This window comes from Pedococcus sp. KACC 23699 (assembly GCF_045348425.1).
Taxonomy (GTDB): Bacteria; Actinomycetota; Actinomycetes; order Actinomycetales; family Dermatophilaceae; genus Pedococcus.
This window is the reverse complement of sequence record NZ_CP157483.1, coordinates 2,978,963-3,004,063: the sequence shown is the minus strand read 5'-3', so window position 1 is coordinate 3,004,063 and position 25,101 is coordinate 2,978,963. Positions and strand designations below refer to the sequence as shown.

The following is a 25,101-nucleotide window of genomic DNA, read 5'->3' as shown; positions in this document are numbered from 1 at the left end:
GACTTGTGGCTTCCCTCCTGTCCCGCCTCGGTGAGTGGGCCGCACCCGCGCGCATGGGGGTGCCGTTCCGGTGGAACCTCGCGTCCTCGTGGGTGGGCCAGCTCGGGGACGGCATCGCCCTCGCCGCCGGTCCCCTGCTCGTGGCGTCGCTGACCCGTGACCCCACCCTCATCGCCGCCGCGGCCATGGTCCAGAACCTGCCGACCCTGCTGCTCGGCCTGTATGCCGGCGCCGTCGCCGACCGCGTCGACCGCCGCCGGCTCGTCCTCGCGGCCAACCTCGTCCGGGTCGTCGTGCTTGCGGTCCTGGCTGCGACGATCGCCACCGGGACGGTGTCGATCGCGCTGCTGCTGGTGACGCTGTTCGCCGTCGGTGTGGCCGAGCTGTTCGCCGACACCGGCTGGCGGGCCGTGCTGCCGATGATCGTCCCCAAGGCGGACCTCGGCATCGGGAACGCCAGGCAGATGTCCGGGTTCCTCGTCGCGAACCAGTTCATCGGGCCTGCTGTGGGGGCGAGCCTGTTCGCGCTGGGAACCGCGGTGCCGTTCGGCGTGCAGGGTGCCGCGCTGCTCCTGTCCGCCGCGCTCTTCACGAGGGTGGTGCTCCCTCGGGAGGAGAACCCGGCGCGGCCGGAGCAGCACATCGGCCACGACATCCTCGACGGCCTGCGCTGGATCGCGGGGAACGCCCCCATCCGGACGCTCACCCTCATCATCTTCATCTTCAACATCACCTGGGGCGCCCCCTGGGGCGTCCTCGTCTACTGGGCCCAGGAGCGGCTCGGGGTGGGGGCGGTCGGGTTCGGGCTGCTCACGACCTGCTCCGCGATCGGCGGGGTCGCGTCGGTCCTGCTCTACGACCGGCTCGAGGCACGCGTGCCGCTCGCCCGGCTCATGAAGATCTGCCTGGCCCTGGAGGTCCTCACCCACCTCGCGCTCGCCCTGACCACCGTCCCCTGGGTGGCGATGGTGATCATGGTGGTCTTCGGCGGGTACGCCTTCGTCTGGGGGTCGCTGTCCTCGGCGGTCCGGCAGCGGGCGACGCCGAACGAGCTCCAGGGACGCGTGGGCAGCGTGTACTGGCTGGGCCTCATCGTGGGGCTGCTCGTAGGGCAGCTCCTCGGAGGGCTCATCGCCCGGCACTTCGGGGCGGCTGCGCCGTTCTGGTTCGCGTTCGTCGGGGCCGGGGTGACGTTGCTCGTGGTGTGGCGCCAGCTCGACCACATCGCGCACGTCGACGCGGCCGGCGACGCCTCTGGCGGCGAGGCTGACGTCGACGCCGCCACCGACGCGGGCGGCGTGGCGCAGGTGGACGTTCGCGTCGAGACGGCCGACGAGGACTGAGCCCGTCAGGCGGAGGCGTCGACCGCCCGTTGGACCACAGGGGCGAGGTGGCCCGCGTAGCGCTGCTGGACCTGCGGGATGCGCCAGTCGTCCCCGGTGACGAGCTGGCGGCAGCGGTAGGTCTCGCAGTGGCAGCGAACCATGAGGTCGGGGTCGGTGCTCCCGGTCGCGTAGTCGACGGTGAGCTCCTCCCCCGGCTCGATGTCGCGGAAGGCCACCAGGCGCCGGCCGTCGGCCGACCACGCCAAGGTCGGGTCGCACGAGTGGTTGAGGGCCGCGGGGTCCACGTCGACCACCTCACCGATCAGCACCATCGCGCCGGTGAAGACCCCTCGCCCGGCGATCGCCGAGGCCCGTCGCTCGATGGCCATGGCGGCAGGGTACGCGCGGCACGCTGCGAACCCGGCGCGCGCGGCATACGGTCGGCGCATGGCCTCACCGCTCGTCGCACGCATGCAGGGTTTCGGCACGACGATCTTCGCCGAGATGACCGGGCTCGCCACCGCGCACGGCGCGGTCAACCTCGGGCAGGGGTTCCCCGACAGCGACGGGCCGCGGGAGATGCTCGACGCCGCGAAGGCCGCCATCGACGGCGGCCGCAACCAGTACCCGCCCGGCCCGGGTGTCCCCGAGCTGCTCGACGCCGTCGCAGCCCACCAGTCGCGCTTCTACGGCATCGACCTCGACCCGACGTCGGAGGTCCTGGTCACCGTCGGGGCCACCGAGGCGATCGCCGCGACCATCCTCGCGCTGTGCGAGGTGGGCGACCAGGTGGTCACCTTCGAGCCCTACTACGACTCGTATGCCGCTTCGATCGCCCTCGCCGGCGCCGTGCGACGGACGTCGGTGCTGCGGTTCCCTGACTTCGCGGTGGACGAGGCATCCCTGCGCGCGGCGTTCTCCCCGCGCACCCGGATGGTCCTGCTCAACACTCCCCACAACCCGACGGGCAAGGTCTTCACCTCCGCCGAGCTCGACCTGATCTGTTCCCTCGCAAGGGAGTTCGACGCGTGGGTGGTCACCGACGAGGTGTACGAGCACCTGGTCTTCGGCGGGGCGTCGCACGTCCCGGTCGCCACGCTGCCGGGGATGCGCGAGCGGACCTTGACGATCTCCTCGGCCGGCAAGACGTTCTCGGCGACCGGGTGGAAGGTCGGCTGGGTGTCGGGGCCGGCCGAGGCGGTGGCGGCGGTGCGGGCGGTCAAGCAGTTCCTCACCTTCGTCGGGTCGGGTCCGTTCCAGCCCGCGGTGGCTGTCGCCCTGGGCCTCGGCGACGACGTGTATGCCGCGTTGTCGACGTCCCTGGAGGCCAAGCGTGACCTGCTCGTGGCCGGGTTGCGCGGTGCAGGGCTCGAGGTCTCCGTGCCGGACGGGACGTACTTCGTCGTGGCCGATGCCGCACCCCTGGGAGCCACGGACGCCCTGGCCTTCTGCCGGGACCTGCCGGCAAGGGCTGGTGTGGTGGGGGTGCCCGTCTCGGCGTTCCACGACGACGTCTCCGCGGCGCCGACGCTGGTGAGGTTCGCGTTCTGCAAGCGCGACGAGGTGCTGCACGAGGCGGTCCGCCGGCTCGGGGCGCTGCGCGCCTGACCCCGCGCCCCCCTCCTCCTCCCGTGGGAGGCCCGTCCACACCATCGGCGAGACGCCCGCTCCCTCCACAGGCACGGCGGGGCGCGCTGGCTCGGACGAGGTTCCCGGACGAGCGTCGTGGTCATGAAGGCACTTGTGCCCGTCCTCCTCCCCGCTGCCGCCACGGCCCTGGCCGTCACCACGGTGTCCACGGTGGTCGCACCCACCAGCCTGTCGGTGGCACCGCCGCCCGCCACGGTCCGGGAGACCGTCGCCCCGCCGTTGCACCCCCGGGCCACGAAGCCGCCGCCGACCGCCGGACGAGACGCTCCAGCTGCGTCGTCGCGACTCGCGCCGCGGGGCCGATGGGTCTGGCCGCTGGAGCCTCCCCCGGACGTGGTCAGACCGTTCATTCGGCCCGCCTCCACGTGGGGCGCCGGGCACCGGGGAGTGGACCTCGACGCGTCGGCCGGCAGCGCGGTCCGCGCCGTCGACGCCGGGGTGGTGACCCACGTCGGGGTGGTCGCCGGGCGAGGCACGGTGACGGTGCTGCACCGATCGGGGCTGCGCTCGACGTATGAACCCGTTGAGGCCGCCGTCAGCGTCGGGGACGAGGTCACCCGGGGACAGCAGCTCGGCACCGTGGCTGCGGGAGGTCACTGCTCCCCTGCGGCGTGCCTCCACCTCGGCGCCCTCAGAGGCAGCACGTACGTCGATCCGCTGACGCTGCTGGGCGCCACACGGGTGAGGCTGCTGCCGCTGCGGTGACGCGCGATCCGGCAGGTCCGGCGAACGGCTGCCGGGTTCTGGCGCCGCCGGGTCAGGCGCCCCGGGGTCAGGCGCCGCCGGGGTCAGGCGCCGCCGGGGTCAGGCGCCCCCGGGGTCAGGCGCCCCCGGGGTCAGGCGCCGCTCGGGTAGGGCCAGGGCTGGCAGCCCTGGAGGCCCAACGTCTGCTGAACCATGACCGGGGCGCGCTGCCCCTTGGCGGGACAGCTGCGGTGCTGGTGACCCAGTCCGTGGCCCACCTCGTGGTTGACCTGGTACTCCCGGTAGCGCGCGACGTCCGTGCCGTAGCTGTCGTCGCCGAGGACCCAGCGTCGCAGGTTGAGCACCGAGCGCTCGCCGTTCCAGCACGAGACCTGCGACAGCGTCTGCATCGGGGCACACAGCTTGTCGGTGAGCCCGGGGCTGGCGAGGGTCACCCTGATGTCGACCGGGGCACCCCCCTTGGCCTCGTCCGGGCTGACGTTGACGAACCGGATGCCATCGACCTTCTGCCACCCCCTACTGTCGAGCAGGACCTCCTGGACCTTCGACGCGACGGAGGCGGCGTCGACACCGAGACCTCCCTCGATCTCGACGGTGTAGCGGACGGCGCGGCCCGAGGTCGCGGCCTTCGCGGGTGGGACCGACACGACGGTGATCTTGCCGGTGCCGTGCTGCGGCACGGACGACTCGTCCGGCACAGCGGTCTCCGTGGACGACGACCCGTCCTCGCTGTCAACGGCCCTCGATGGCTTCGCGGAGGTGGTCGAGGCCGAAGTAGTGGATGCGGATGCGGCAGGGGGGACGGCGCGGACCGGAGTCGGGTCGTCCTTGGTCAGCTGGCGGTACCCGATGCTCGCGACCAGGACGAGGGCGATGGTGGCGGCCAGGGTGCGACGCAGTCGCACCTGCCGACTGGGGTGCGCGCGGCGTGCAGAAGGCCGTTGCCGGGCCGGTTCGGGGGCGCTCACGTGCTCGTTCCGGACCTCTCCTGGGGGATCGGCTGCTGAGTCGCCACAGGCTGCGGCGGCAGATCACGACGGGTCGTCATTCTCGCCCCTGACCGCTGCTGGCGGTGGGAGGGCACGCCATGGCATGTCGAACTGGGGACGACGGTTTCGGTCGCCCTCACGCGCGTGGGTGGGCCTGGCGGTACGACTGCTTGAGCCGGTCGACCGAGACGTGGGTGTAGATCTGCGTGGTGGCCAGGGACGCGTGCCCGAGGAGCTCCTGCACCAACCGCAGATCGGCTCCACCCTCGAGCAGGTGGGTTGCAGCGCTGTGGCGCAGGCCGTGCGGACCGATGTCCGGGGCATCCGGGACGTGGGCCAACAGGGCGTGGAGGGCCGCCCGGATCTGGCGCGGGTCGGCGCGCCGGCCCCGGCGTCCGAGCAGCAGGGCCGGGCCGCTGTCACCGGTGACGACCTGGGGCCGGCCCAGCGCGAGCCATGCCTCCACGGCCAGGCGGGCAGGGACGCCGAAGGGCACGGTGCGCTCCTTGCCGCCCTTGCCCATCACCCGGACGACACCATGCCCGAGGTCGAGGTCGTCGATGTCGAGCGCTGTCAGCTCTCCCACACGGATGCCGCTGGCGTAGAGCAGCTCCAGGGCTGCGCGATCACGCAGGTGCAGGGCGTCCTGGTCGTCGCTGGCGACCGCCGCGACGTCGAGCAGCGCGGTGGCGTCGGCCTGTCGCAGGACCTCGGGCAGGTGACCACCGCGCTTCGGCGCGGCGAGCCGCAGCGACGGGTCGACCGGGATGCGCCCCGTGCGGGTGGCCCACCCGAGGAAGGTTCGCGCCGCCGCTGAGCGACGGGCGATCGTGGCCCTGGCCGCGCCCGACTGGGCCTGGGCAGCGAGCCACGCCCGGAGGTCACGCAGGGCAACGTCGTCGAGGTGGTCCACCCCGGCTGCATCGAGGTGGGACGCCAGGCTGCGCACGTCCCCCAAGTAGGCCCGGATCGTGTGCTCGGACCGGCTGCGCTCGCTGCGGAGGTGGCGCTCGAAGGCTGCGACGACCTCAGCCCACTCCCCGCTCGGCGGCCGGGTCCCGTCGTCGGTCACGTCGTCCACCCCCTCGGTCGCCTCCACCTCGCCACCGTCGCAAACGCTCCCGCCGGGCACAAGCCGCCACCCCGCCCACCGGCCGAGGACTGTGCCCGCGCAAGGTCCCCAAGGACTACGCACCCAGCCGGACATTAGGTCGAGGCCGACCCTCGGACCCGGCGATAGCCGTCGGGATCACCGTCGACGAGTCCGTTGAGGCTGAGCACCCCGAGCGCCCCGATCACTTCCCGAGGGCTCGATCCACACTGCTTGGCCAGGTCGTCCAGGGTCGTGGCCTTCTGCACCCGCAGGGCGCCCAGGATGGCGCGGTGGATGGGGTCGAGGTCGTCGCCGGCCCGGGTCGCCCCACGCTTGACCGGTGCGAGCTCACCGATGGGTCCGACCGCCTCGGCGACCTCGGCCGCGTCGGCGACGAGCAGGGCCCCGTCACGGATGAGGAGGTGGCATCCCGCCGACACCGCCGACGTCACCGGTCCCGGGACCGCGCAGACCACGCGATGGTGGTCGATCGCCGTCTTTGCGGTGTTGCGTGAACCCGACCGGAGACCGGCCTCCACGACGACGGTCCCCCGGCTCATCGTCGCGATCAGCCGGTTGCGGCTCAGGAACCGCCACCGCGTCGGTGACGACCCCGGCGGCACCTCGCTGACCACCGCCCCCGCGTCGCCGATCCTCGACAGCAGTCCTGCGTGCCCGGCGGGATAGGGACGGTCCACGCCCCCTGCCACGACCGCCACGGTCCGGCCGCCGACCGCGAGCGCGCCCTCGTGGGCTGCGCCGTCGATGCCGTAGGCGGCGCCCGAGACGACGGTGTGGGCGCGCTCGGCCAACCCGGCCGAGATCTCCTTGGCCTGGTGCAACCCGTACCCCGAGGCAGCGCGCGCGCCGACGACGGCGACGCTGCGTTCGCACGCCTCGGCCAGGTGCAGGGGTCCCCGCACCCACAGGCAGAACGCCGGGTTGGCCAACGAGTCGAGGCCGCCGGGCCACTCGTCGTCACCGGGCACCACCAGGCGCGTGCCCAGGGCGTCGGCGATCTCCAGGTCCCGCTCGACATCGAGGTCGGGCAGGCGCACCGCGATCTGCTGCCCCAACGTGCTGGCGGGGTCGACCCCGTGCAGCGCGGCCTCGGCGCCCACCGCGGCGATCCGCTGGGCCGCTGCCGGGTCGCCCGGCTCCACGAGCCTCGCCCACGCGATCCGGGCACCGAGGTCCCCGGCGGGGACACGGGACAGGGCGTTCAGGCTCATGCCGCCACCGGGCCCTGGTTGCGCAACGTCAGGGCGGTGCCGAGGTCGTCGCGAGTCGGGCTCGGCCGTCCTGCGAGGTCGGCGACCGTCCAACCCAGCCGCAGCACCCGGTCGTAGCCGCGCAGCGTCAGCTGGCCACGGTCGAGCGCGCGGTCCAGGTCGGTGGTGGCCGATCGGGGCAGCCGCCTGGGGCCGCGGCGCAGGAAGGCGCCCGGGACGTGGCTGTTGAGTCGCCATGAGGTGTCCCGCCACCGCTGGGCCTGCACCTCGCGGGCTTCGGCCACCCTCGCCGCGACCACGGCACTGGACTCACCCGGCTCGCCACCGAGGGAGGACAGGGTGACCGGTGGCACCTGGACCTGCAGGTCGACCCGGTCCAGGAGGGGCCCGGACAGCTTCGCGACATAGGCGCGCTTGGCCATGGGCGTACAGGTGCAGCCGATGCCCTTGCCGAACCCCAGACCGCACGGGCACGGGTTGGCAGCCATCACCAGCTGGAACCGAGCCGGGAACCGCACGGCGGTGCGCGCCCGCGACACGACCACCTGCCCCGACTCCAGCGGCTGCCGCAACGCCTGGAGCGCGCCCGTGCGGAACTCAGGAGCCTCGTCGAGGAACAGCACTCCGTGGTGGGCCTGGGAGATCGCGCCCGGGCGGACGGCCCCGCTGCCACCGCCGATGATCGCCGCCTGCGTGGCGCTGTGGTGAGGAGCGATGAACGGTGGCACGAACTCGACGCCGACCTCCGAGGCGCTGAGGCCGAGCAAGGACTTCACCGCGAGGACGTCGATCGACTGCTCGCGGGTCAGCCTCGGCAGGATCGAGACGAGCCGTTCGGCCAGCATGGTCTTGCCCGACCCCGGAGGGCCCAGCAGGAACAGGTGGTGCCCGCCTGCCGCGGCCAGCTCGAGCGCCATCCGCGCCTCCGGCTGCCCCGTCACCTCGGCGAGGTCGGTGGTCGGGCCCGGTGGCGCAGCGGCAGGCGCTGCCGACTCCGGCACCCCGATGGCCACGCGGTCCCCGCCGCCCTTGTAGGCATCGACGAGGTCCTGGAGGTGGGCGACCGCGTGCACCTCGATCTGCGGCACCAGCTGTGCCTCAGCGGCGTTCTCCACCGGCACCACGACGTCGCGGCACCCGGAGCGCGCCGCTGCCAGGACCGCTGGCAGCACTCCGCGCACCTTGCGGATCGAACCGTCCAGGCCCAGCTCCCCGAGATGGACCACCTCGGCGACACGCGCGGGCGGCACGAGGTCGACGGCGGCGAGGACGGCGACGGCGATGGGCAGGTCGAAACCGCTGCCGTTCTTGGGGATCGACGCGGGCGAGAGGTTGACGGTGAACCGGTCCTGGGCCAGCGAGCGCCCGATGCTCGCCGTCGCCGCCTTGACCCGGTTGGGCGACTGGGCGCACGCCGTGTCGGGCAGACCCCCCAGCATGAACGCCGGCAACCCACCCGCCAGGTGCGCCTCGACATCGACCACCGTGCCGACCAGTCCCTCGAGGGTCACCGACCGGGTGCGCCCGAAGGTCACGACCCCACCCCGACGAGGTGACGCAGCTGCGCCGGACCGTGGTGAGGACGCAGGATGCCGATGACATCGATGCGGACCCGACCGGCTCGCTCGTCGTGGCACTGCAGCCAGGCCGCCACCAGTCGTCGCAGCCTCGCAGCCTTGCGGCGGTCGACCGCCTCCACGGCTCCCCCGAACCGTTCGGTGGTCCTCGTCTTCACCTCGCAGAAGACCAGGCAGTCCCCGTCACGGGCGACGAGGTCGATCTCGCCGTGCGCGCAGCGCCAGTTGCGGTCGAGGACCAGCAACCCGCGCTCGGTGAGGTACCGCGCGGCGAGCTGCTCGCCATACCTGCCCAGGATCCTGCGTGGGTCGTGCCCCGGCTGCGCCGTCGTGTCTGACATGGCCCCAGCAAACCCGCGCCGACGACGTCGGACGAGCCACCGTCACCAGGCCTGTGGACAGCGAGGGCCGAGGGTGCCGGCTGTGGACGATGGCGCTGGTCGGGAAGCGGACGCCGCCCGAACGCGAGCTAGAAGCCGGAGTCCTTGGGCAGCTCGAGCTCGCTCTTGGCGAGCTCCTCGACGTTGACGTCCTTGAACGTCACCACGCGCACCTGCTTGGCGAACCGGGCCGGGCGGTAGATGTCCCAGACCCAGGCGTCCTGCATGGTGACGTCGAAGTAGACCTCGCCGCCGTCGCTGCGCACCTTCACGTCGACGGAGTTGCACAGGTAGAAGCGCCGCTCGGTCTCGACGACGTGCGAGAACAGGCCGACGACGTCGCGGTACTCGCGGTAGAGGGCGAGCTCCATCTCGCTCTCGTACTTCTCGAGGTCCTCAGAACTCATCGCGTGCTCATCTCCGGTTCGTGCGATGCGGCGGGGGTGTCCCCGTCATCAATGCTGTCCTCGCCATCATTGCCGGTGCCGGGGCCATGGTCACGCTCGACCCCGGGAAGTCGCCAGGAGCGCCGGTGCAGCACGCTCGCCCCGTGGACCTCCAGGGCGGCCATGTGCTCAGGAGCGGCGTACCCCTTGTTGACCTCCCAGCCGTAGACGGGGTGGTCGGGGGCGTAGGCCGTCATGATCCCGTCGCGTTCGACCTTGGCCAGCACGGAGGCCGCCGCGACCGACGAGCACTTGAGGTCGGCCTTGATCATCGTGGTCACCGGCGGGGTCTCGGGCGCCTGCTCCCCCGCGAAGGCGAACAGGCCCACCTCGTCGGGCGCGGTGAGCCAGTCGTGGTTGCCGTCGAGGATGACCAGGTCGGGACGGATGTCCACCGACGCGAGCGCGCGGGTGCCCGCGAGGCGCAGGGCCGCGATGATGCCGATCTCGTCGATCTCGGCGGCCGAGGCGTGGCCGACGGCGTGGGCCAGGCACCAGCGCTCGATCCGCGGCACCATGGCCACCCGAGCCGCGGGGGTGAGCAGCTTGGAGTCCTTGACTCCGGTGGGGGCGCTGCGGCAGGTCTCGTCGATCAGGACCACACCGACCGTGACGGGACCGGCCAAGGCGCCCCGACCGACCTCGTCCATGCCGGCCAGGATGCGGTGCCCCTCGCGCTGCAGGGAGCGTTCGACCCGCAGGCTCGGCTTGCGGCTCACGGGACGGGCAGCGGCCCGGCGCGGTGCGGGCACGGCTCAGCCGCCGCCTTCGCCGTCGGTCGCCTCGGCCCCGCCGGTGCCCGGCGCGGGGTTGCCCCGGGGCGTCTGGGCCGGCTCGGCACCTCCCGAGGGGGCAGGGGCCGGCACGTGGGCGAACGTGGCCGTGGGGTTGGACAGCCAGGTCAGGTGGTCCAGCGGCCAGACGAGCGCCACCGCCCGCCCCACGATGAGCCGCTCGTCGACCGACCCCTGGGTGCCGTTGTTCTCGGGAGAGTCGTGGGCGCGCGAGTCCGCGGAGTTGGACCGGTGGTCGCCCATCACCCAGACCCGGCCGCGCGGCACCGTGATGTCGAAGTCCTGGTCGCTCGCCGAGTCACCGGGCTTGAGGTACGGCTCCTTGATCGCTGTGCCGTTGATGGTGATCCGGCCACCCTCGTCACAGCAGACCACATGGTCGCCGGGCAGGCCGATGACGCGCTTGATGAGGTGGTTCTCGGAGTTGTCGGGCAGCAGGCCGACGAACGTCATGGCCTCGCGGAACACCGTGACGACCTTGCCGTGCGGCACCGCGGGCGTGGCCTCCAGCCAGTTGCCCGGGTCCGCGAACACGATGATGTCGCCCCGCTTGAGGTCCACCGGGCCCGGCGTGAGCTTGCTGACGATGACCCGGTCGTTGAGGACGAGGGTGTCCTCCATCGACCCCGACGGGATGTAGAACGCCTGGAGCAGCCAGGTCTTGACGACGAACGAGAGCACCAGGGCCATGCCGACGACGATCGCGAACTCCTTGACCGCCGCGCCGGCGACGGCGAGCGGACCCGCCCCCTCCTCGTCGTCGTCCGTGCCTCGCCGATCCGTGCGTGGTGCCGTCTGCTCGACCATCTCGGCGGCGGGAAGCACCATCGTGGCCTCCGGCACCGCCCCCGGCGCCGACTCGGGTGACGTCGGGGCAGGCGTCGGCTCGGGCTCCGCAGGGTGGCTGGCGCCGGGGTCAGCAGGCTCCTCGGCCAAGGTCGGCGGGACGCCGGTGTCGTGGGCGTCCTCGGGTGAGGCCGGCTGCGCGGGGACCTCGAGCTCGGGGGCGAGCCAGGCAGGGTCGCGTCGCGACGCCGTACCAGGGTCTGCGTCGGGGTCCGACGCCGTCGTGTCGCTCGCGGCGTCGTGGCGCAACCACGGGCTGGTGACCTCGAGGTCGGGCGCCGGGGATGCTCCGTCGCCTGCCCCGTCGCCGTTGCCGTGGTCCGGGCCGCCGTTCGCGCTGGGGTCGTACTCGAGCCACCCCCGGTCCTGGCTCCTCGAGCCGGTGGTCACCGCGTGCCTGCTGCGGGGATGGTGGCGAGGGAGTCCGGGCGCGCGAAGCCCCCGATGCGGCCCAGCGGCCAGAAGGTGGCGACAGCGCGGCCGATGACGTCCTTGGTGCGGACGGTGCCGCCGCCCGGGTCACCGAGGTGCGCCCGGGAGTCGGCACTGTCGCCGCGGTGGTCGCCCATGACCCACAGTCGCCCCGGCGGGACCGTCACGTCGAAGGTCAGGTCGCTCGGCTTGTCGCCGGGGAAGAGGTAGTTCTCGGTCACGGGCACGCCGTTGACCGTGAGCCGACCCTGCGCGTCGCAGCAGACGACGTGGTCGCCGGGGAGGCCGATGACGCGCTTGACGAAGTCCTGCTCCCCGAGGTCGATGCCGACCGCGGAGGCCGCGCCTGCAAGGGTGCGTCCGATCAGGCCGTCGTCCTGGTGCGGGCTGCGGTCGGCCGCGGCGAAGGTCGTGCTGCCGTCGAAGACGACGACGTCCCCGCGCTTCACCTCGTCACCGGAGACGAGCTTGTTGACGAGGATGCGGTCACCGGGCTCGATCGTCGGCTCCATGGAGCCGGACGGCACGTAGAAGGACTGGACGAGGAAACCCCGGACCACGAGCATCACCAGCACGGCCACACCCACCAGGACGAGCCATGAAGGGCCTTGTCGTCGGTGGGGGCCGCGAGCCTGCGGACCGCGCCGATGGGCGTGGTCGTCGGCAGTCGCGGAACCGGCCGCCGGGTCAGCGTGGGCTGACGAGGCGGCCGGATCCTGCTGTGGTGCTTCGGGTCCGGGGTTCATCGCTTGCGGAGCCTAACCCTCGAGGCTGGGTCGGCGGTGCCGGGACACCCGAGGGTCGCGATCAGCTCGCCCTACTTGGCGGGGATCGTGTCGCGCTTCTCCTTGATCTTCGCGGCCTTGCCGCGCAGGTCGCGCAGGTAGTAGAGCTTGGCGCGACGGACGTCACCGCGGGTGACGACCTCGATCTTGTCGATGATCGGGGTGTGCAGCGGGAAGGTGCGCTCCACGCCGACACCGAAGGAGACCTTGCGGACCGTGAAGGTCTCGCCGATGCCGCCACCGTGGCGACGGATCACGACGCCCTTGAAGACCTGGACGCGCGAGCGCGTGCCCTCGACGACCTTGACGTGCACGTTGACCGTGTCACCGGCGCGGAAGGCGGGGACGTCGTCGCGCAGGGACGCCTTGTCGATCTCGTCGAAACGCTGCATGGCAGATTCGCTTTCTTCCAGGCGCCACAGGCCGCCCAGGCTGGTTGGTCGTGCGTGATGTGTATGGCGCGTGCTGCGCGGGCCGCGTACGTGGCGGTCAGGCCGTGGGCACCGGAACCGGTGCCGCCGTACTCCCCCTGTGGCAGGGGCGTTGGTCGTGCAGACGCAAGGAATCATTCTGCCACGGCCGGGGCCTGCCCCTGAAATCGTCCTCCCGGGGGCGCACTAGCGTGGGTGGGTGAGCATCGATCCCGGCTGGCCGGTCGCCATCGCCCTCGTGGCCCTGCTCGCCGTGGCCGTCGGCGCCCACCGCGTCAACGGTTACGGCCTGGAGAAGCCCGTCGTCATCGCGGCCGGGCGGGCCATCGTCCAGCTCGGCATCGCCGCCCTGCTCATCACCTCGGTCGTCGCGCACCTGTGGCTGTCGGTGCTGCTCGTCCTGGTCATGTTCGCGCTCGGGGTGCTGACCACCTCTCGCCGCGTGGAGGCACCGAGCTCCTGGTCGGCCGCCGCCATCGCCATGGCTGCCGGCGTGCTGCCCGTCCTGGCCATCGTGCTGGCGACCGGCACGATCCCCGCCGAGGGCATCGCGATCATCCCGATCGCCGGGATCATCGTCGGCAACGCCATGACCGCCCACACCCTCGTGGGGCGTCGCGCGTTCGCGGCCCTGCGCGAGGAGCACGCGCAGTACGAGGCCGCTCTCTCGCTCGGGCTGCTGCCCGCCCAGGCGATCCGCGAGATCGTGCACCGCCGTGCGCCCGAGGCCCTGCTGCCCGGCCTCGACCAGGTCAAGACGACAGGTGTGGTGACGCTGCCGGGTGCGTTCATCGGCGTGATGCTGGGTGGCGGCTCGCCGGCCCAGGCCGCGACGGCGCAGGTGCTCGTGCTGTTCGGGATCATGGCCGCCCAGACCGTCACCGTCGGGGTGGCCGAGCGGCTGGTCGCCGCCCGCCGGCTGGTGTCGCCGGACCTGCGCTCAGCCCTGGTCGACTGAGGCCCGACGGCGCTTCTTGGTGAGGTCCACGGTCCCGGGGTACGCGCCCTCGCCGGGGACGGCGCGATACCCGGCCTTGCGGTAGGTGCGCAGGTTGCGCTCGCTGCCGCGTCCGGTGTTGATCCAACAGGTCGTGGTGTCCGACGGCGCCGCAGCCTCCACGTGGGCGAGCAGGGCCCGGCCGAGGCCTCGACCCTGGAGGTCGGGGGCGACCATGAGGCGGCCGACCTGCCAGGTGGAGGGGTCCTGCGGGTCCCGACGACCACGCACCGAACCCACCAGCCGACCAGCCGAGCGCACGGTCCAGGTCTGCCACTGCGACAGGCCGTCGACGACGTCCTGCAGCGACTCGACAAGGGGCGGGATGTCGAACGAGCCGTTGGCGCGGCCCTCGGTCACCCAGCAGGCCCGGCCCAGGGTGAGCAGCTCCGGGGCGTCGGCCGGGGACGCGACCGCGACGTCGAAGGCGGCGAGCGCTCCTTCGACCGGGGCGCCGGGCGCCGCCTGCGAGGCGTGCAGCAGGTCGGGACGGCGGGTGGCGGTGCGCTCGAGCCGCTGCTGGTGGCGCCAGGCCGCGATGCGGGCGTGGTCGCCGGACATCAGCACCGAGGGCACGTCACGCGTGACGCCCGGGGCGGACTCCCAGGACGAGGGCTTGGTGTAGACGGGGTACTCCAGCAGGCCGTCCTCGTGGGACTCCTCCACGAGGGACTCGGCGTTGCCGATGACCCCGGGCAGCAGCCTGGCCACAGCCTCGACCATCGCCAGCACGGCGACCTCTCCCCCGTTGAGGACGTAGTCGCCGAGGGACACCACGGACACCTCGAGGCCGAGGTCCTGCGCTGCGTACTCGTAGACCCGCTCGTCGATGCCCTCGTAGCGCCCGCAGGCGAACGCGAGCCACGGCTCGACGGCGAGCTCGCGCGCGAGCGCCTGGGTGAACGGCACCCCTCCGGGCCCCGGCACGATGAGCCGCGGACGGGCGCCCTCGGCGCCTCCCTCGAGGGCTCCCTCGGGAGCTCCCTCGCCGCCCGAGCCGGCGACGTGGGCGAGCGCCTCGGCCCATGGCTGAGGCTTCATGACCATGCCGGCCCCACCGCCGTACGGCGTGTCGTCGACGCTGCGGTGCCGGTCGTGGGCGAAGTCGCGCAGGTCGTGGACCCGCAGGTCGAGCAGCCCGTCACGACGGGCCTTGCCGATGAGCGACAGGTCCAGGGGCGCGAGGTACTCGGGGAAGATCGAGACGACGTCGAGGCGCATGGTCAGGCGGTCACTCGTCGGCGAGCTCGAGCAGGCCGGGCGGGGGGTCGATCACGACGCGGCCGGCCTCGACGTCGACCTCGGGGACGATCTCGTCGACGAACGGCACCAGGGCCTGGCGACCACTCGCGAGCGTGACGACGAGGAGGTCCTGGGCGACCCCTGTCTCCAGGCCGGCCACCTCGCCGAGGGTCGCACCGGCCGTGTTGACGACCGCGAGGCCGACGAGCTCGTCCTCGTACCAGCCGTCCTCGTCGTCGTCCACCTCGTCGATGACGTCACCGAGGGCCACGAACAGGCGGGTGCCACGCAGGCCCTCGGCGCCGGTCCGGTCGGGGATCTGGTCGAAGCCGAGCAGCCAGACCTTCTGGTGCAGGCGGGCGGTCGACAGGGTCAGCGACCGTGGGACACCGGACCCGGCAGGGGCCTCGGTCGTGAAGACGACACCGGGAACGAACCGGCGCTCGGGGTCGTCGGTGTGCGCCTGCACGGTGACCTCACCGCGCAGGCCGTGGGGCTTGCCGATGCGGGCGACGAGCAGCTGGTCGGTGGCGGGCATGGCCACGATCCTCTCAGGGTGGGTGGTGACATGCCGAGGGCCGCCGGGATGGTGATCCCAGCGGCCCTCGGAACGACCGGTTGTCGGTGCGGTCAGCGGTCCTTGTCGGTGTCGACGATGTCGACCCGGACGGTGTGACCGCCGGCCAGCGCACCCATGACGGTGCGCAGGGCGCTCGCGGTCCGGCCGGAACGACCGATCACGCGCCCGAGGTCCTCGGGGTGCACCCGCACCTCGAGCACCTCACCGCGGCGGAGCTCCTTGCGGCGAACGGCAACCTCGTCCTTGTGGTCGACGATGCCCTTCACGAGGTGCTCGAGCGCCTCGTCCAGCACGGTCAGGCCTTGTCCGTGGCGTCGGCCTCGGCGGCCGGGGCCTCCGCGGTCGCAGCCTCGTCAGCCTTGGGCTCCTCGACCTTGGGCTCCTCGACCTTGGCCTCGTCGGCCTTGGGCTCGTCAGCCTTCTTCGCGGCCTTCTTCTTGGCCGTGGTGGCGGAGTCGCTGCCCGTGTCGGCCTTGCCCGCGGCGGCGATGGCAGCCTCGTACAGGTCCTTCTTGGACGTCTTGGGGGCCTTGACCTTGAGGGTGCCCTCGGTGCCGGGCTCGCCCTTGTACTTCTGCCAGTCACCGGTGACCTTGAGCAGGGCGGCGACGGCCTCGGTGGGCTGCGCGCCCTGGCCCAGCCAGTACTGCGCACGCTCCGAGTTGATGTCGATGAGCGAGGGCTCCTCGGTGGGGTGGTACTTGCCGATCTCCTCGATGGCACGGCCATCGCGCTTGGCGCGCGAGTCCATGACGACGACGCGGTAGAACGGTGCACGGATCTTGCCCATGCGCTTCAGACGGATCTTGACGGCCACGGTGGTGGTGTCTCCTTGTTCGTGTTGTGAGCACGGCGAGACCGCGCACGATTCGCGCGGGGAGCCGGAACCCGGTGTAGGCGTTCCAGAGCCAGGAGGCCCGGTGCGGTGGACGAAGCGGTGCTCCGCGCCATACGAGGGGCCTGTGCCTGGACGGGTACAGCCGCCCATTCTGCCAGATGGCCGGGGATGCCCCCGACCACGAGCTTTCAGCCGCGCTTCACCACGGGCTGGGCTGGTAGTCCTTGACGAAGCAGCCGTAGACGTCCTCGCCCGCTTCGCCGCGCACGATCGGGTCGTAGACGCGGGCCGCGCCGTCGACGAGGTCGAGCGGAGCGTGCCACCCCTCGGCCGCGATGCGCAGCTTCTCGTGGTGGGGGCGCTCGTCGGTGATCCAGCCGGTGTCGACCGCGGTCATGAGGATCCGGTCGGTCTCGAACATCTCCCCCGCGCTGGTCCGGGTGAGCATGTTGAGCGCGGCCTTGGCCATGTTGGTGTGCGGGTGGCCGGCGCCCTTGTAACGGCGCGAGAACTGGCCCTCCATGGCCGACACGTTGACGACGTAAGCCCGGCGCGCCCCGGCTGCGACGGCTGCCCGCATCGCCGGACGGAGCCGGGAGACGAGGATGAACGGAGCCGTGGCGTTGCAGAGCTGCACCTCGAGCAGCTCGAGGGGGTCCACCTCCTCGACCTTCTGGGTCCAGGAGTTGTTGACCTGGGTGTCGGGCAGCAGTCCGCCCGCGTCGAGGGCCGTCCCGGCGAGGTGTGCGTCGAGGCTGGCGTGGCCGGCCGAGAGCGCCATCGCCGTCATAGAGGCGGCGGAGCGTTCGGCGAGCACCTGCTCGGCGTGCTCGGGCGACTCCCCATCGTGGTGGGCGACCTGGTGCTCGCGCAGGGTGCCGATGAGGTTGGCCGGGTGCGCCTCGCTGATGCGGTCGAACGTCACGAGCTCCGGAAGGTCGATGCCCTGCGGCAGCGGTGCGTTCTCGCCGTCGACGAGGTGTCCGTAGGACCCCGGCGAGCGCCGGACGGTCTGTGCGGCGTTGTTGATGAGGATGTCGAGCGGGCCGGCCGCGGCGACCTCGTCGGCCAGGGCGACGACCTGGGTGGGGTCACGCAGGTCGATGCCGACGACCTTGAGCCGATGGATCCAGTCGGACGAGTCCTCCTGCGCCGCAAAACGTCTCGCGGCGTCGCGTGGGAACCGCGTCGTGATGGTCAGGTGCGCGCCGTCGCGCAGCAGGCGCAGCGCGATGTACATCCCGATCTTCGCGCGCCCCCCGGTGAGCAGAGCGCGTCGTCCCGTGAGGTCGGTGCGCTGGTCGCGCTTGGCGTGGCTCAGCTCGGCGCAGTCGGGGCACAGCCAGTGGTAGAACGCGTCGACCAGGGTGTACTCGGCCTTGCAGATGTAGCAGTTGCGCGGATTCATCAGCTCGCCGGCGTGGGCGCCGCGGACGCTCGACACGAGCGGGATGCCGTTGGTCTCGTCGTCGATCCGCATCGGCGACCCGGTCGCGGTCAGCGCGATCACGGCTTCGTCGTGCTCGACCGCCGGACGCGCGGCTGCGCGGCGGCGCGATTTGCGCACGCGCTTGTACATCCGCCCGGTCGCCCGCTTGATGGTCTCGATGTCGGGGTGGCCGGCATCGAGCTCGGGCAGCAGCTCGAGCACCTTGAGCGCGGTGGCCAGGTCGGCGGGGTCGATCTGCTCCAGGGAGGGGTATGGCGCGTCCGACGCCTGCTCGGGGCTGGTGTGGCTCATCGGCTGCGCCAGGCGTCGGGGTCGTCGGCGAGCGCCGAGACCCGCTCGGGGAGCTCGCCGGACAGCACGTCGGCGAGGCTCGTCTCGTCCAGGACCGACCTCAGGCTGGCCCGCACGGCGACCCACACCGTGGGCAGGTGCTCGGCCACGCCGTCATACCTCGTCTCGTGCGGGCGCAGGCCACGCACCTCGGCGAGCGGCCCGTCCACGGCCCGGAAGACGTCACCGAGGTTGATGTCGCGCGGCTCGCGGGTCAGGGCGTAGCCGCCGCGGGCCCCGCGGGTGCTCTTGACCAGCCCCGCGGTCCTCAGGTCCGCCACGATCGCCTCCAGGAACTTGCGGGGCAGCGTCTGCCGGTACGCCAGCGTCTCCACGCTCACCGGCCCGGCCGAGGTGGTCGCGGCCTCGGCGAGGATGAGCATCGCCCGGACGGCGTACTCCGTGCGCGCCGAGATGTCCACGCTGCGCATTGTGTCGCACCGCGTCGGTATGACGTGCAGTGGGCTTCGCGCGTCGGGGCCGGCCTGCTCAGCTGCCCCACCGTCGCGGGCCACTGCACGTCGCTGCCTCGGGGGTGCGCGCGTCAGATGGCGAGGGCAGGCTCCAGCTCGTAGGCGTCGGGACCCTGGACGGCGCGCGCGTAGACGGTCTCGCCGTCGCGCAGGTCCAGGGCGTCGGCCTGCGCTCGCGTGACCTGAGCCGCGAACCGCTGCCCGGAGTCGGCCCGCAGGTCGATGCGCACCTCGAACCCGAGCCGCACCACGCGCTCGACGACGGCCTCCACGACCCCGGCCGAGCTGCCGACGGCGGCGTCGGCGGCCAGGGCCCGCTCGCGGCTCCGTTCGATGGCGATGTCGTGCGGCCGCACCAGCTGGCCGCCGAGGCGGGCGACCGAGCCGAGGAACGACATGACGAAGTCGTTGGCCGGGCGGTCGTACAACGACACCGGGTCGCCGACCTGCTCGATGCGCCCTTTGTTCAGGACGGCGATCCGGTCGGCGACGTCGAGCGCCTCCTCCTGGTCGTGGGTGACCAGCACCGTGGTCACGTGGACCTCGTCGTGCAGGCGGCGCAGCCACTGGCGCAGGTCGGCGCGCACCTTGGCGTCGAGCGCGCCGAAGGGCTCGTCGAGCAGCAGCACCTCCGGGTCGACGGCAAGCGCCCGCGCCAGGGCCATGCGCTGGCGCTGGCCGCCGGAGAGCTGGGCGGGATAGCGGTGCTGGAACCCGTCGAGGCCGACGATCTCGAGCAGATCGTCGACCTTCTTCGCGATCTCGGTCTTGGGGCGCTTGCGGATGCTCAGCCCGAAGGCCACGTTGTCGCGCACCGTCATGTGCTTGAAGGCCGCGTAGTGCTGGAACACGAACCCGATCCCCCGCTTCTGCGGCGCGACCCCGGTGACATCCCGGCCACCGATGACGATGGAGCCGGCGTCGAGCCGCTCGAGCCCGGCGATGGATCGCAGCAGCGTCGACTTGCCGGACCCGCTCGGACCGAGGAGGGCGGTGAGCGTCCCCGCCGGGATGTCGAGCGTCACGTCGTCGAGGGCGGCGAAGTCGCCGTAGTTCTTGCGGGCTCCGGTCACGGTGATCATGTGGTGCTCCTCTTGCGGTCGAGCAGGGTCATCAGCAGCAGGGTGAGGACGGCGAGTGCCATGAGCAGCGTCGCCGCCGCGTACGCGCCATACGTGTTGTGGTCGTCGATGTAGCGCGAGTGGACGAGCAGCGTCAGGGTCTGGGACACCCCGGGGAAGCCCGAGCTGACCATGATCACGGCGCCGAACTCCCCGAGCGCGCGGGCGATCGTCAGCACCACGCCGTACGTGAGGCCCCACCGGATCGCCGGCAGGGTGATCCGCCAGAACGTCTGGGCCGAGCTGGCGCCGAGGGTCGAGGCCGCCTGCTCCTGCTCGGTGCCGATCTCGTGCAGGACCGGCTCGACCTCGCGGACGACGAACGGCAGCGTCACGAAGATCGTCGCGATGACCATGCCGGGCAGTCCGAAGATGACGCGGATGCCGAGGTTGTTCTCGATGCCACCGAACCACCCGGACGAGCCCCACAGCAGGATCAGCGAGACGCCGACGACGATCGGCGACACCGCGAACGGCAGGTCCACCACCGCCTGGATCAGCCCGCGCCCCCGGAACCGCCCGCGGACCAGGGCCAGTGCCGTGCTGACGCCGAAGACGACGTTGAGGGGAACGGTGATGGCGACGATGAGCAGCGAGAGGTTGAGGGCGGAGATCGCCGCAGGCGTGCGGATGGAGGCGAGGAAGGCGCCTGCCCCCTCACCGAAGGTGCGCCACAGGATGAGGACGATGGGCACGCCGATGAGCAGGACGAGGTAGCCCAGGGCGACGGTGCGCAGGCTGAGCCGGGCGGCGGTCGAGGTCTTCACGCCGAATCCTCTTCACGGCGCTGGCTGCGCCCGGCGGCGACCCGCAGGACGAACAGGGTCACGAACGCGATGGCCAGCAGGACCACCGAGACCGCGGCCGCGTTGACCGGCCGGTCGATCTCGATCTGCTGCTGGATGTACTGCGAGGCGACCTGCGTCCGGCGCGGGATGTTGCCGCCGATGAGGACGACCGAGCCGTACTCGCCGATGGCGCGGGCGAACGCGAGCCCGGTACCGCTGATGACGGCCGGGGCCAGGGTCGGCAGCACGACGCGGCGGAAGGTCGTCCAGCTCGACGCACCCAGGGATGCGGCCGCCTCCTCCACCTCACGGTCGGCCTCGATGAGCACCGGCTGCACCGAGCGCACGACGAAGGGCAGCGTCACGAAGGCCAGCGCAACGAGCAGGCCGGGCTGGGTGGCGTTGAGGTGGACGCCGACCGGGCTGTTCGGGCCGTAGAGGGACAGCAGGACGATGCTGGCGACGATGGTCGGCAGCGCGAACGGCAGGTCGATCAGGGCGTTCACGACGCGCTTGCCCCGGAAGTCGTCCCGCACCAGGACCCACGCGATGAGGGTGCCCATGACGGCGTTGACGAGGGCGACGACCACCGAGACGCCGACCGTGACGCGCAGGGAGGCCAGGGCGACCGGTGCGGTGACGGCGTCCCAGAACCCCGACCAGCCCTCCTGGAACGACGTGACGGTCAGCGCCGCCAGCGGCAGCAGGACGATGATGCTGAGCCACAGGCCGACCAGGCCGATCCCGAGAGGGCGGCCGACGCGGCTGGTCAGTCCGGAGCGCGTCGTGGCCGGGCGCGCCGACAGGGACGACACGTCGGTGTCGTCCCTGCCTGCGCCCGTACGAGGGGTGAGCGTCGTCGTCATGGGTCAGGACGTCGCCTTGTCGTAGATGAGCGCGATGGAGCCGGTCTCCTTCTTGAACAAGGTCCCGTCGACCGTCTTCCACCCACCGAGGTCGTCGATGGTCCAGAGCTTCTGGGGCGCCGGGAAGTCGGCCGCGAACTCCTTGGCCACCGTCGGGTCCACGGGGCGGAACCCGGCCTGCGCCCAGAGCTTCTGCGCCGGCGGGGTGAAGAGGAAGTCGTTGAACGCCTTGGCCTTGGCGAGGTTTGTGCTCGTCTTGATCACGGCGGTGGGGTTCTCGATCTTGAACGTCGTCGGCGGCGTCACGTGCTGCACCGGGTCGCCGCTGCGCTCGGCGAACAGCGCCTCGTTCTCATAGCTCAGCAGCACGTCGCCGGTCCCCTGCAGGAACGTCTCGGTCGCCTCGCGTCCCGACTTCGGCTGCACCTTGACGTGGTCACCCACGAGCTTGGAGATGTAGGCGAGTCCCGCGGCCGGGTTCTTGCCGCCGTCGCTCTTCGCGGCATACGGGGCAAGGAGGTTCCACTTGGCGCTCCCCGAGCTGAACGGGTTGGGGGTGACGACCTCGATGCCGGGCTTCAGCAGGTCGTCCCAGTCCTTGATTCCCTTGGGGTTGCCCTTGCGGACGACGATCGTGACGACCGAACCGAACGGGATCCCCTTGTACCGGCCCGCGTTCCAGTCCTTGTCGACCAGGCCGGCGTCGACGAGGCGGGTGATGTCGGGCTCGACCGAGAAGTTCACGAAGTCGGCCGAGGCACCCGCGGCAACCTTGCGCGACTGGTCGCCGGACGCGCCGTACGACTGCTGGAACTGCACTCCCTTGCCGGCCGCGGTCGCGTTGAACGCGGGGATCAGCTTGTCGTAGCCCACCTTCGGCACGGCGTAGGCGTAGAGGTCGATCGTGCTGGTGGCCGTGCCCGCGGCAGCGGCCGACGCCCCGACGGTGTCGCTCGCGCCTCCGCCCGCACACGCCGTCATCACCATCGCACCGACGGTCGCGACGGCGGCCAGGGCGAGGCGGGGGTGACGGTTCATCGTGGGCTCCTTCGGCGCCAGCCGGGCTGGCCGTGGCCACCTGCCGTGGGCGGGTGATCTCCTATGTGACACCTAGGATTTTGGATAGCGTCGCGTTATCGGTCAAATAACGTGTGCTTATGTCTCGCATCGTGGATGTGCTGGGACCGACCGTGCACACCGGTATGGCGCGCTCAGACCTCGGTGCCGCGCAGCACGACGTGCTCGGGCGCCGCGAGTGCGCGGATCTCCCGGCGGGGATCGGCGGCGTAGACGACCAGGTCCGCGTCGGCGCCCTCCTCCAGCCCCGGGCGCCCCAGCCACGACCGCGCGCCCCAGGTGGCGGCATACAGGGCCTCGGCGTTGCTGAGCCCCGCCTTGGTGAGCTCGTGCGCCTCGTCGGCCACGAGGCCGTGGCGCAGCGAGCCACCGGCGTCGGTGCCGAGGTAGATGGGGATGCCTGCGTCGCGGGCCGCGCCGATGGTGTCGTAGCGACGCTCGTGCAGGGCGATCATGCGCCGGTGGTAGTCGGGGAACTTCTCCTTGGCCGGCTCGGCGATGGCCGGGAACGTCGCGATGTTGACCAGGGTCGGGACGATCGCGATCTGCTGCTCCGCGAACTGCGCGATGGTCTCGGGCTCGAGCCCGGTGGCGTGCTCGATGCAGTCGGTGCCGGCGGCGGCGAAGTCGTACAGCGAGGCCTCACCGAAGCAGTGCGCGGTGACGCGCGCGCCCTCCTCGTGAGCAACGGCGATGGCGTCGGTGAGGACGTCGACGGGCCAGCAGGTCGACAGGTCCCCGGTGTCGCGGTCGATCCAGTCCCCGACGAGCTTGACCCAGCCGTCGCCGGCCTTCGCCTCGAGGCGCACCCGCTCGACGAGCTGGTCGGGCTCGACCTCGTGGGCGAAGTTGCGGATGTAGCGGCGGGTGCGGGCGATGTGCCGACCCGCGCGGATGATCTTGGGCAGGTCGTCGCGCTGGTCGATCCACCGCGTGTCCGCCGGCGAGCCGGCGTCGCGGATGAGCAGCGTCCCGGCCTCGCGGTCGGCGAGCGCCTGGGCCTCGGCGGTCTGGTCGTCGACCGCGCCGTGGGCGTCGAGCCCGACGTGGCAGTGCGCGTCGACCAGCCCGGGCAGCACCCAGCCACGCAGCGTCTGGACGTCGCTCCCGGCGGCGGTGGGCCGCTCGAAGGTCAGTCGTCCACCGACCACCCAGGCCTCGGGACGCACGTCCTGCGGGCCGACGAGGATCTCACCCTGCAGGTGCAGCACCGTTGCCATGGCAGGACCCTAACGGCGACTCGCGGGTGAGCTCATCCCGCAGCGCGGAGCGGAGCACCTCGTGGTCCGGCACTCGGTCCGGGTCGCTGACGATGCTGACGACGAGCCGGCCGGCCGCGGACAGCACGTCGAAGGACACCGTGACGTTCCCGGGGTTGACCGCGACGGGCACCGCCCTGCGGACGGTCGCGCCCGCCAGGGACAGCGGCCCGGAGGGACCGCGGACGTTCGTCTCGAAGGTGTGCACGAGCCGCTGGTGGCCGATGAAGAGCTGGAACAGCCCGACCGACGCGAGAGCTCGAAACACCGGTGACATCAGCCTCACGGAGCTGCCGCGCCCGGCTCCGGCGGGCAGCCGCCTGCGCTGGGCGCGCACGTCGGCGAGCCGCGAGCGCCGGTCGCCGTCAAGACGAATCCGCACGGGGAGGACTCCCACGGCGTTGCCCAGCTCACCACCGCGACCTGCAGGCCGCCCGGACACCGGGACGGAGACCACGAGCTGGTCGAGGGACTCCCCGCGCGAGGCCAGCAGCCGGCCGAGGGCCCCGGCAACAGCCACGAGCACCTCGTCATTGACGGTGGCACCGTCGCGCCTGCCTGCCTCGACCACCGCAGCCAGCGGGACGTCGACGACGTCGACCCGGCGACGCGCACCCGTCGGGGCGAGCAGGCTCGTGGGTGGGACCCGGTGCGGGGTGCCCAACCCCAGCTCCCTCGCTCCCCGTCGCAGCCTGACGAGGAACGCGGGAAGCGCGGCCACGGCCCGCCTCCGTTCGGACCAGGCGTCGCGAGCAAGCGCTCGAGGGGTGGGACGGTCAGCTCCCACCTCTTCGCCCCTGCCCGATGGCCTCCCTGCCGCCGAGGGGGTCGGGTCGAGGAGCGCCGCGAGGAGGGCCAGCCCACCCACCCCGTCGGCCAGGACGTGGTGCAGCACGACCGCGACCGCCACCGCGGCGCCGCTGGGGTCGAGCAGGACCCGGGCCCGCCACGGTGGACGGTCGCGTGGGAGCCGGTCCAGGACCAGGGCTGCGAGGGCGTCCAGGCAAGGGTCCTCGGGAGCTGCGTGGTCCCCGACCCGGGGCTCGAACGGCCGGACGGCCAGCGTGTCGAGGTGACGTCCAGGCGTGAAGTCGCGGTCCTCGACCCAGATCGGGCGACCGCAGCCCACCGGTGTCGGCGCGAGGAGCTGCCGCAGCCGCGGCACTGCCGCAGCGCGTCGACCGAGGACGTCGAGCATCCGGGACGCGGCCACGCCGTGCTCGGGGTCCAGCTGGAGCAGGACCCCGATCTGCAGGGGTACGACGGCACCACGATCGGACGCGAGCGCCATCATGTCGTCAGGACTGGCCCTGTCGATCGCCATGCCTGCACGCTGTCAGGCGCGGCCGGTCCCGGGTATGACGAAGGTCCCTCCCCGCCGCCCCGGGCGGCTGC

General features: G+C 72.2%; 27 protein-coding genes and 1 pseudogene. 4 read left to right on the top strand and 24 right to left on the bottom strand.

Translation table 11 applies throughout. The features are described from left to right. Nucleotides 1–5 precede the first annotated feature (5 nt). On the top strand, nt 6–1,343 hold the full coding sequence (locus ABEG17_RS14210) for an MFS transporter (RefSeq protein ID WP_406830125.1): 1,338 nt from the start codon (nt 6–8) through the stop codon (nt 1,341–1,343). Nucleotides 1,344–1,348: 5 nt separating this feature from the next. On the opposite strand, the gene ABEG17_RS14205 is transcribed toward ABEG17_RS14210, so the two are convergent. Next, nucleotides 1,349–1,714, bottom strand: coding sequence for an SET domain-containing protein-lysine N-methyltransferase (locus ABEG17_RS14205; protein WP_406830124.1), 366 nt, complete (start codon nt 1,712–1,714; stop codon nt 1,349–1,351). A 58-nt stretch (nt 1,715–1,772) separates the two neighbouring features. Between ABEG17_RS14205 and ABEG17_RS14200 the strand changes: the two genes are divergently transcribed. Both ABEG17_RS14200 and ABEG17_RS14195 read left to right on the top strand, forming a co-directional pair. Continuing rightward, on the top strand, nt 1,773–2,933 hold the full coding sequence (locus tag ABEG17_RS14200; protein WP_406830123.1) for a pyridoxal phosphate-dependent aminotransferase: 1,161 nt from the start codon (nt 1,773–1,775) through the stop codon (nt 2,931–2,933). 123 nt (nt 2,934–3,056) lie between these two features. Further along, entirely contained in the window at nt 3,057–3,680 is a 624-nt protein-coding gene (locus tag ABEG17_RS14195) for a M23 family metallopeptidase (RefSeq protein ID WP_406830122.1), read from the top strand. 131 nt (nt 3,681–3,811) lie between these two features. Here the strand turns inward: ABEG17_RS14195 and ABEG17_RS14190 are convergent, their stop codons facing one another. The 10 genes from ABEG17_RS14190 to rplS form a co-directional block, all read right to left on the bottom strand. After that, a complete protein-coding gene (locus ABEG17_RS14190) occupies nt 3,812–4,585 on the bottom strand; it encodes a DUF3152 domain-containing protein (RefSeq protein ID WP_406830121.1) in 774 nt (257 codons plus the stop codon). 220 nt (nt 4,586–4,805) lie between these two features. Further along, nucleotides 4,806–5,741, bottom strand: coding sequence for a tyrosine recombinase XerC (locus ABEG17_RS14185; protein ID WP_406833210.1), 936 nt, complete (start codon nt 5,739–5,741; stop codon nt 4,806–4,808). Between the two features lie 134 nt (nt 5,742–5,875). Further along, nucleotides 5,876–6,994: a DNA-processing protein DprA gene (gene dprA, locus ABEG17_RS14180; RefSeq protein WP_406830120.1), complete on the bottom strand. Its 1,119-nt coding sequence runs from the start codon at nt 6,992–6,994 to the stop codon at nt 5,876–5,878. Next, on the bottom strand, nt 6,991–8,529 hold the full coding sequence (locus ABEG17_RS14175) for a YifB family Mg chelatase-like AAA ATPase (protein ID WP_406830119.1): 1,539 nt from the start codon (nt 8,527–8,529) through the stop codon (nt 6,991–6,993). The genes dprA and ABEG17_RS14175 overlap by 4 nt, the downstream gene beginning before the upstream one ends. Further along, nucleotides 8,526–8,912 (bottom strand): YraN family protein, encoded by a 387-nt coding sequence (locus ABEG17_RS14170; RefSeq protein ID WP_406830118.1) that lies wholly within the window; start codon nt 8,910–8,912, stop codon nt 8,526–8,528. Before ABEG17_RS14170 ends, ABEG17_RS14175 begins: the two co-directional genes overlap by 4 nt. Before the next feature lie 128 nt (nt 8,913–9,040). Beyond that, a complete protein-coding gene (locus ABEG17_RS14165) occupies nt 9,041–9,358 on the bottom strand; it encodes a DUF2469 domain-containing protein (RefSeq protein ID WP_056883649.1) in 318 nt (105 codons plus the stop codon). Further along, nucleotides 9,355–10,116, bottom strand: a complete 762-nt coding sequence (locus ABEG17_RS14160; RefSeq protein WP_406830117.1) for a ribonuclease HII — start codon at nt 10,114–10,116, stop codon at nt 9,355–9,357. The genes ABEG17_RS14165 and ABEG17_RS14160 overlap by 4 nt, the downstream gene beginning before the upstream one ends. A 36-nt stretch (nt 10,117–10,152) precedes the next feature. Beyond that, nucleotides 10,153–11,427 (bottom strand): signal peptidase I, encoded by a 1,275-nt coding sequence (gene lepB, locus ABEG17_RS14155; RefSeq protein ID WP_406830116.1) that lies wholly within the window; start codon nt 11,425–11,427, stop codon nt 10,153–10,155. Then, nucleotides 11,424–12,215 (bottom strand): signal peptidase I, encoded by a 792-nt coding sequence (lepB, locus tag ABEG17_RS14150; protein ID WP_406830115.1) that lies wholly within the window; start codon nt 12,213–12,215, stop codon nt 11,424–11,426. The genes lepB (ABEG17_RS14155) and lepB (ABEG17_RS14150) overlap by 4 nt, the downstream gene beginning before the upstream one ends. Nucleotides 12,216–12,286: 71 nt before the next feature. Next, the gene (rplS, locus tag ABEG17_RS14145) at nt 12,287–12,646 is read right to left on the bottom strand and encodes a 50S ribosomal protein L19 (protein WP_406830114.1); all 360 of its coding nucleotides are present in this window, start codon (nt 12,644–12,646) and stop codon (nt 12,287–12,289) included. Nucleotides 12,647–12,884: 238 nt separating this feature from the next. Here rplS and ABEG17_RS14140 point away from each other — a divergent pair, with 238 nt between their 5' ends. After that, nucleotides 12,885–13,643: an ABC transporter permease gene (locus ABEG17_RS14140; RefSeq protein ID WP_406830113.1), complete on the top strand. Its 759-nt coding sequence runs from the start codon at nt 12,885–12,887 to the stop codon at nt 13,641–13,643. Here ABEG17_RS14140 and trmD read toward each other — a convergent pair. The 13 genes and pseudogenes from trmD to ABEG17_RS14075 form a co-directional block, all read right to left on the bottom strand. Next, the gene (gene trmD / locus ABEG17_RS14135) at nt 13,626–14,903 is read right to left on the bottom strand and encodes a tRNA (guanosine(37)-N1)-methyltransferase TrmD (RefSeq protein WP_406830112.1); all 1,278 of its coding nucleotides are present in this window, start codon (nt 14,901–14,903) and stop codon (nt 13,626–13,628) included. The genes ABEG17_RS14140 and trmD overlap by 18 nt on opposite strands. A gap of 10 nt (nt 14,904–14,913) precedes the next feature. Further along, a complete protein-coding gene (gene rimM, locus ABEG17_RS14130) occupies nt 14,914–15,462 on the bottom strand; it encodes a ribosome maturation factor RimM (protein WP_406830111.1) in 549 nt (182 codons plus the stop codon). A gap of 92 nt (nt 15,463–15,554) precedes the next feature. Next, nucleotides 15,555–15,797 (bottom strand): RNA-binding protein, encoded by a 243-nt coding sequence (locus ABEG17_RS14125; RefSeq protein WP_406830110.1) that lies wholly within the window; start codon nt 15,795–15,797, stop codon nt 15,555–15,557. 2 nt (nt 15,798–15,799) lie between these two features. Beyond that, nucleotides 15,800–16,321: a 30S ribosomal protein S16 gene (gene rpsP / locus ABEG17_RS14120; RefSeq protein WP_406830109.1), complete on the bottom strand. Its 522-nt coding sequence runs from the start codon at nt 16,319–16,321 to the stop codon at nt 15,800–15,802. Nucleotides 16,322–16,541: 220 nt separating this feature from the next. Continuing rightward, nucleotides 16,542–18,083 carry an SDR family NAD(P)-dependent oxidoreductase gene (locus ABEG17_RS14115; RefSeq protein WP_406830108.1) on the bottom strand — a complete coding sequence of 514 codons (1,542 nt, stop codon included), beginning with the start codon at nt 18,081–18,083 and terminating at the stop codon, nt 16,542–16,544. Then, entirely contained in the window at nt 18,080–18,553 is a 474-nt protein-coding gene (locus ABEG17_RS14110; protein ID WP_406830107.1) for an RrF2 family transcriptional regulator, read from the bottom strand. Before ABEG17_RS14110 ends, ABEG17_RS14115 begins: the two co-directional genes overlap by 4 nt. Before the next feature lie 113 nt (nt 18,554–18,666). Further along, nucleotides 18,667–18,993 (bottom strand): TOBE-like domain-containing protein, encoded by a 327-nt coding sequence (locus tag ABEG17_RS14105; protein WP_406833209.1) that lies wholly within the window; start codon nt 18,991–18,993, stop codon nt 18,667–18,669. 30 nt (nt 18,994–19,023) lie between these two features. Next, a pseudogene (locus tag ABEG17_RS14100) lies at nt 19,024–19,677 on the bottom strand (sulfate/molybdate ABC transporter ATP-binding protein); the annotation flags it as partial. After that, a complete protein-coding gene (gene cysW / locus ABEG17_RS14095; protein ID WP_406830106.1) occupies nt 19,674–20,483 on the bottom strand; it encodes a sulfate ABC transporter permease subunit CysW in 810 nt (269 codons plus the stop codon). The gene cysW and the pseudogene ABEG17_RS14100, both read right to left, overlap by 4 nt. Beyond that, nucleotides 20,480–21,370 (bottom strand): sulfate ABC transporter permease subunit CysT, encoded by an 891-nt coding sequence (cysT, locus tag ABEG17_RS14090; protein WP_406830105.1) that lies wholly within the window; start codon nt 21,368–21,370, stop codon nt 20,480–20,482. The genes cysW and cysT overlap by 4 nt, the downstream gene beginning before the upstream one ends. 3 nt (nt 21,371–21,373) lie before the next feature. Next, nucleotides 21,374–22,408 (bottom strand): sulfate ABC transporter substrate-binding protein, encoded by a 1,035-nt coding sequence (locus ABEG17_RS14085; protein WP_406830104.1) that lies wholly within the window; start codon nt 22,406–22,408, stop codon nt 21,374–21,376. A 173-nt stretch (nt 22,409–22,581) separates the two neighbouring features. Next, a complete protein-coding gene (locus ABEG17_RS14080; RefSeq protein ID WP_406830103.1) occupies nt 22,582–23,667 on the bottom strand; it encodes an amidohydrolase family protein in 1,086 nt (361 codons plus the stop codon). Continuing rightward, entirely contained in the window at nt 23,639–25,030 is a 1,392-nt protein-coding gene (locus tag ABEG17_RS14075; RefSeq protein WP_406830102.1) for a wax ester/triacylglycerol synthase domain-containing protein, read from the bottom strand. The genes ABEG17_RS14080 and ABEG17_RS14075 overlap by 29 nt, the downstream gene beginning before the upstream one ends. Nucleotides 25,031–25,101 lie beyond the last annotated feature (71 nt).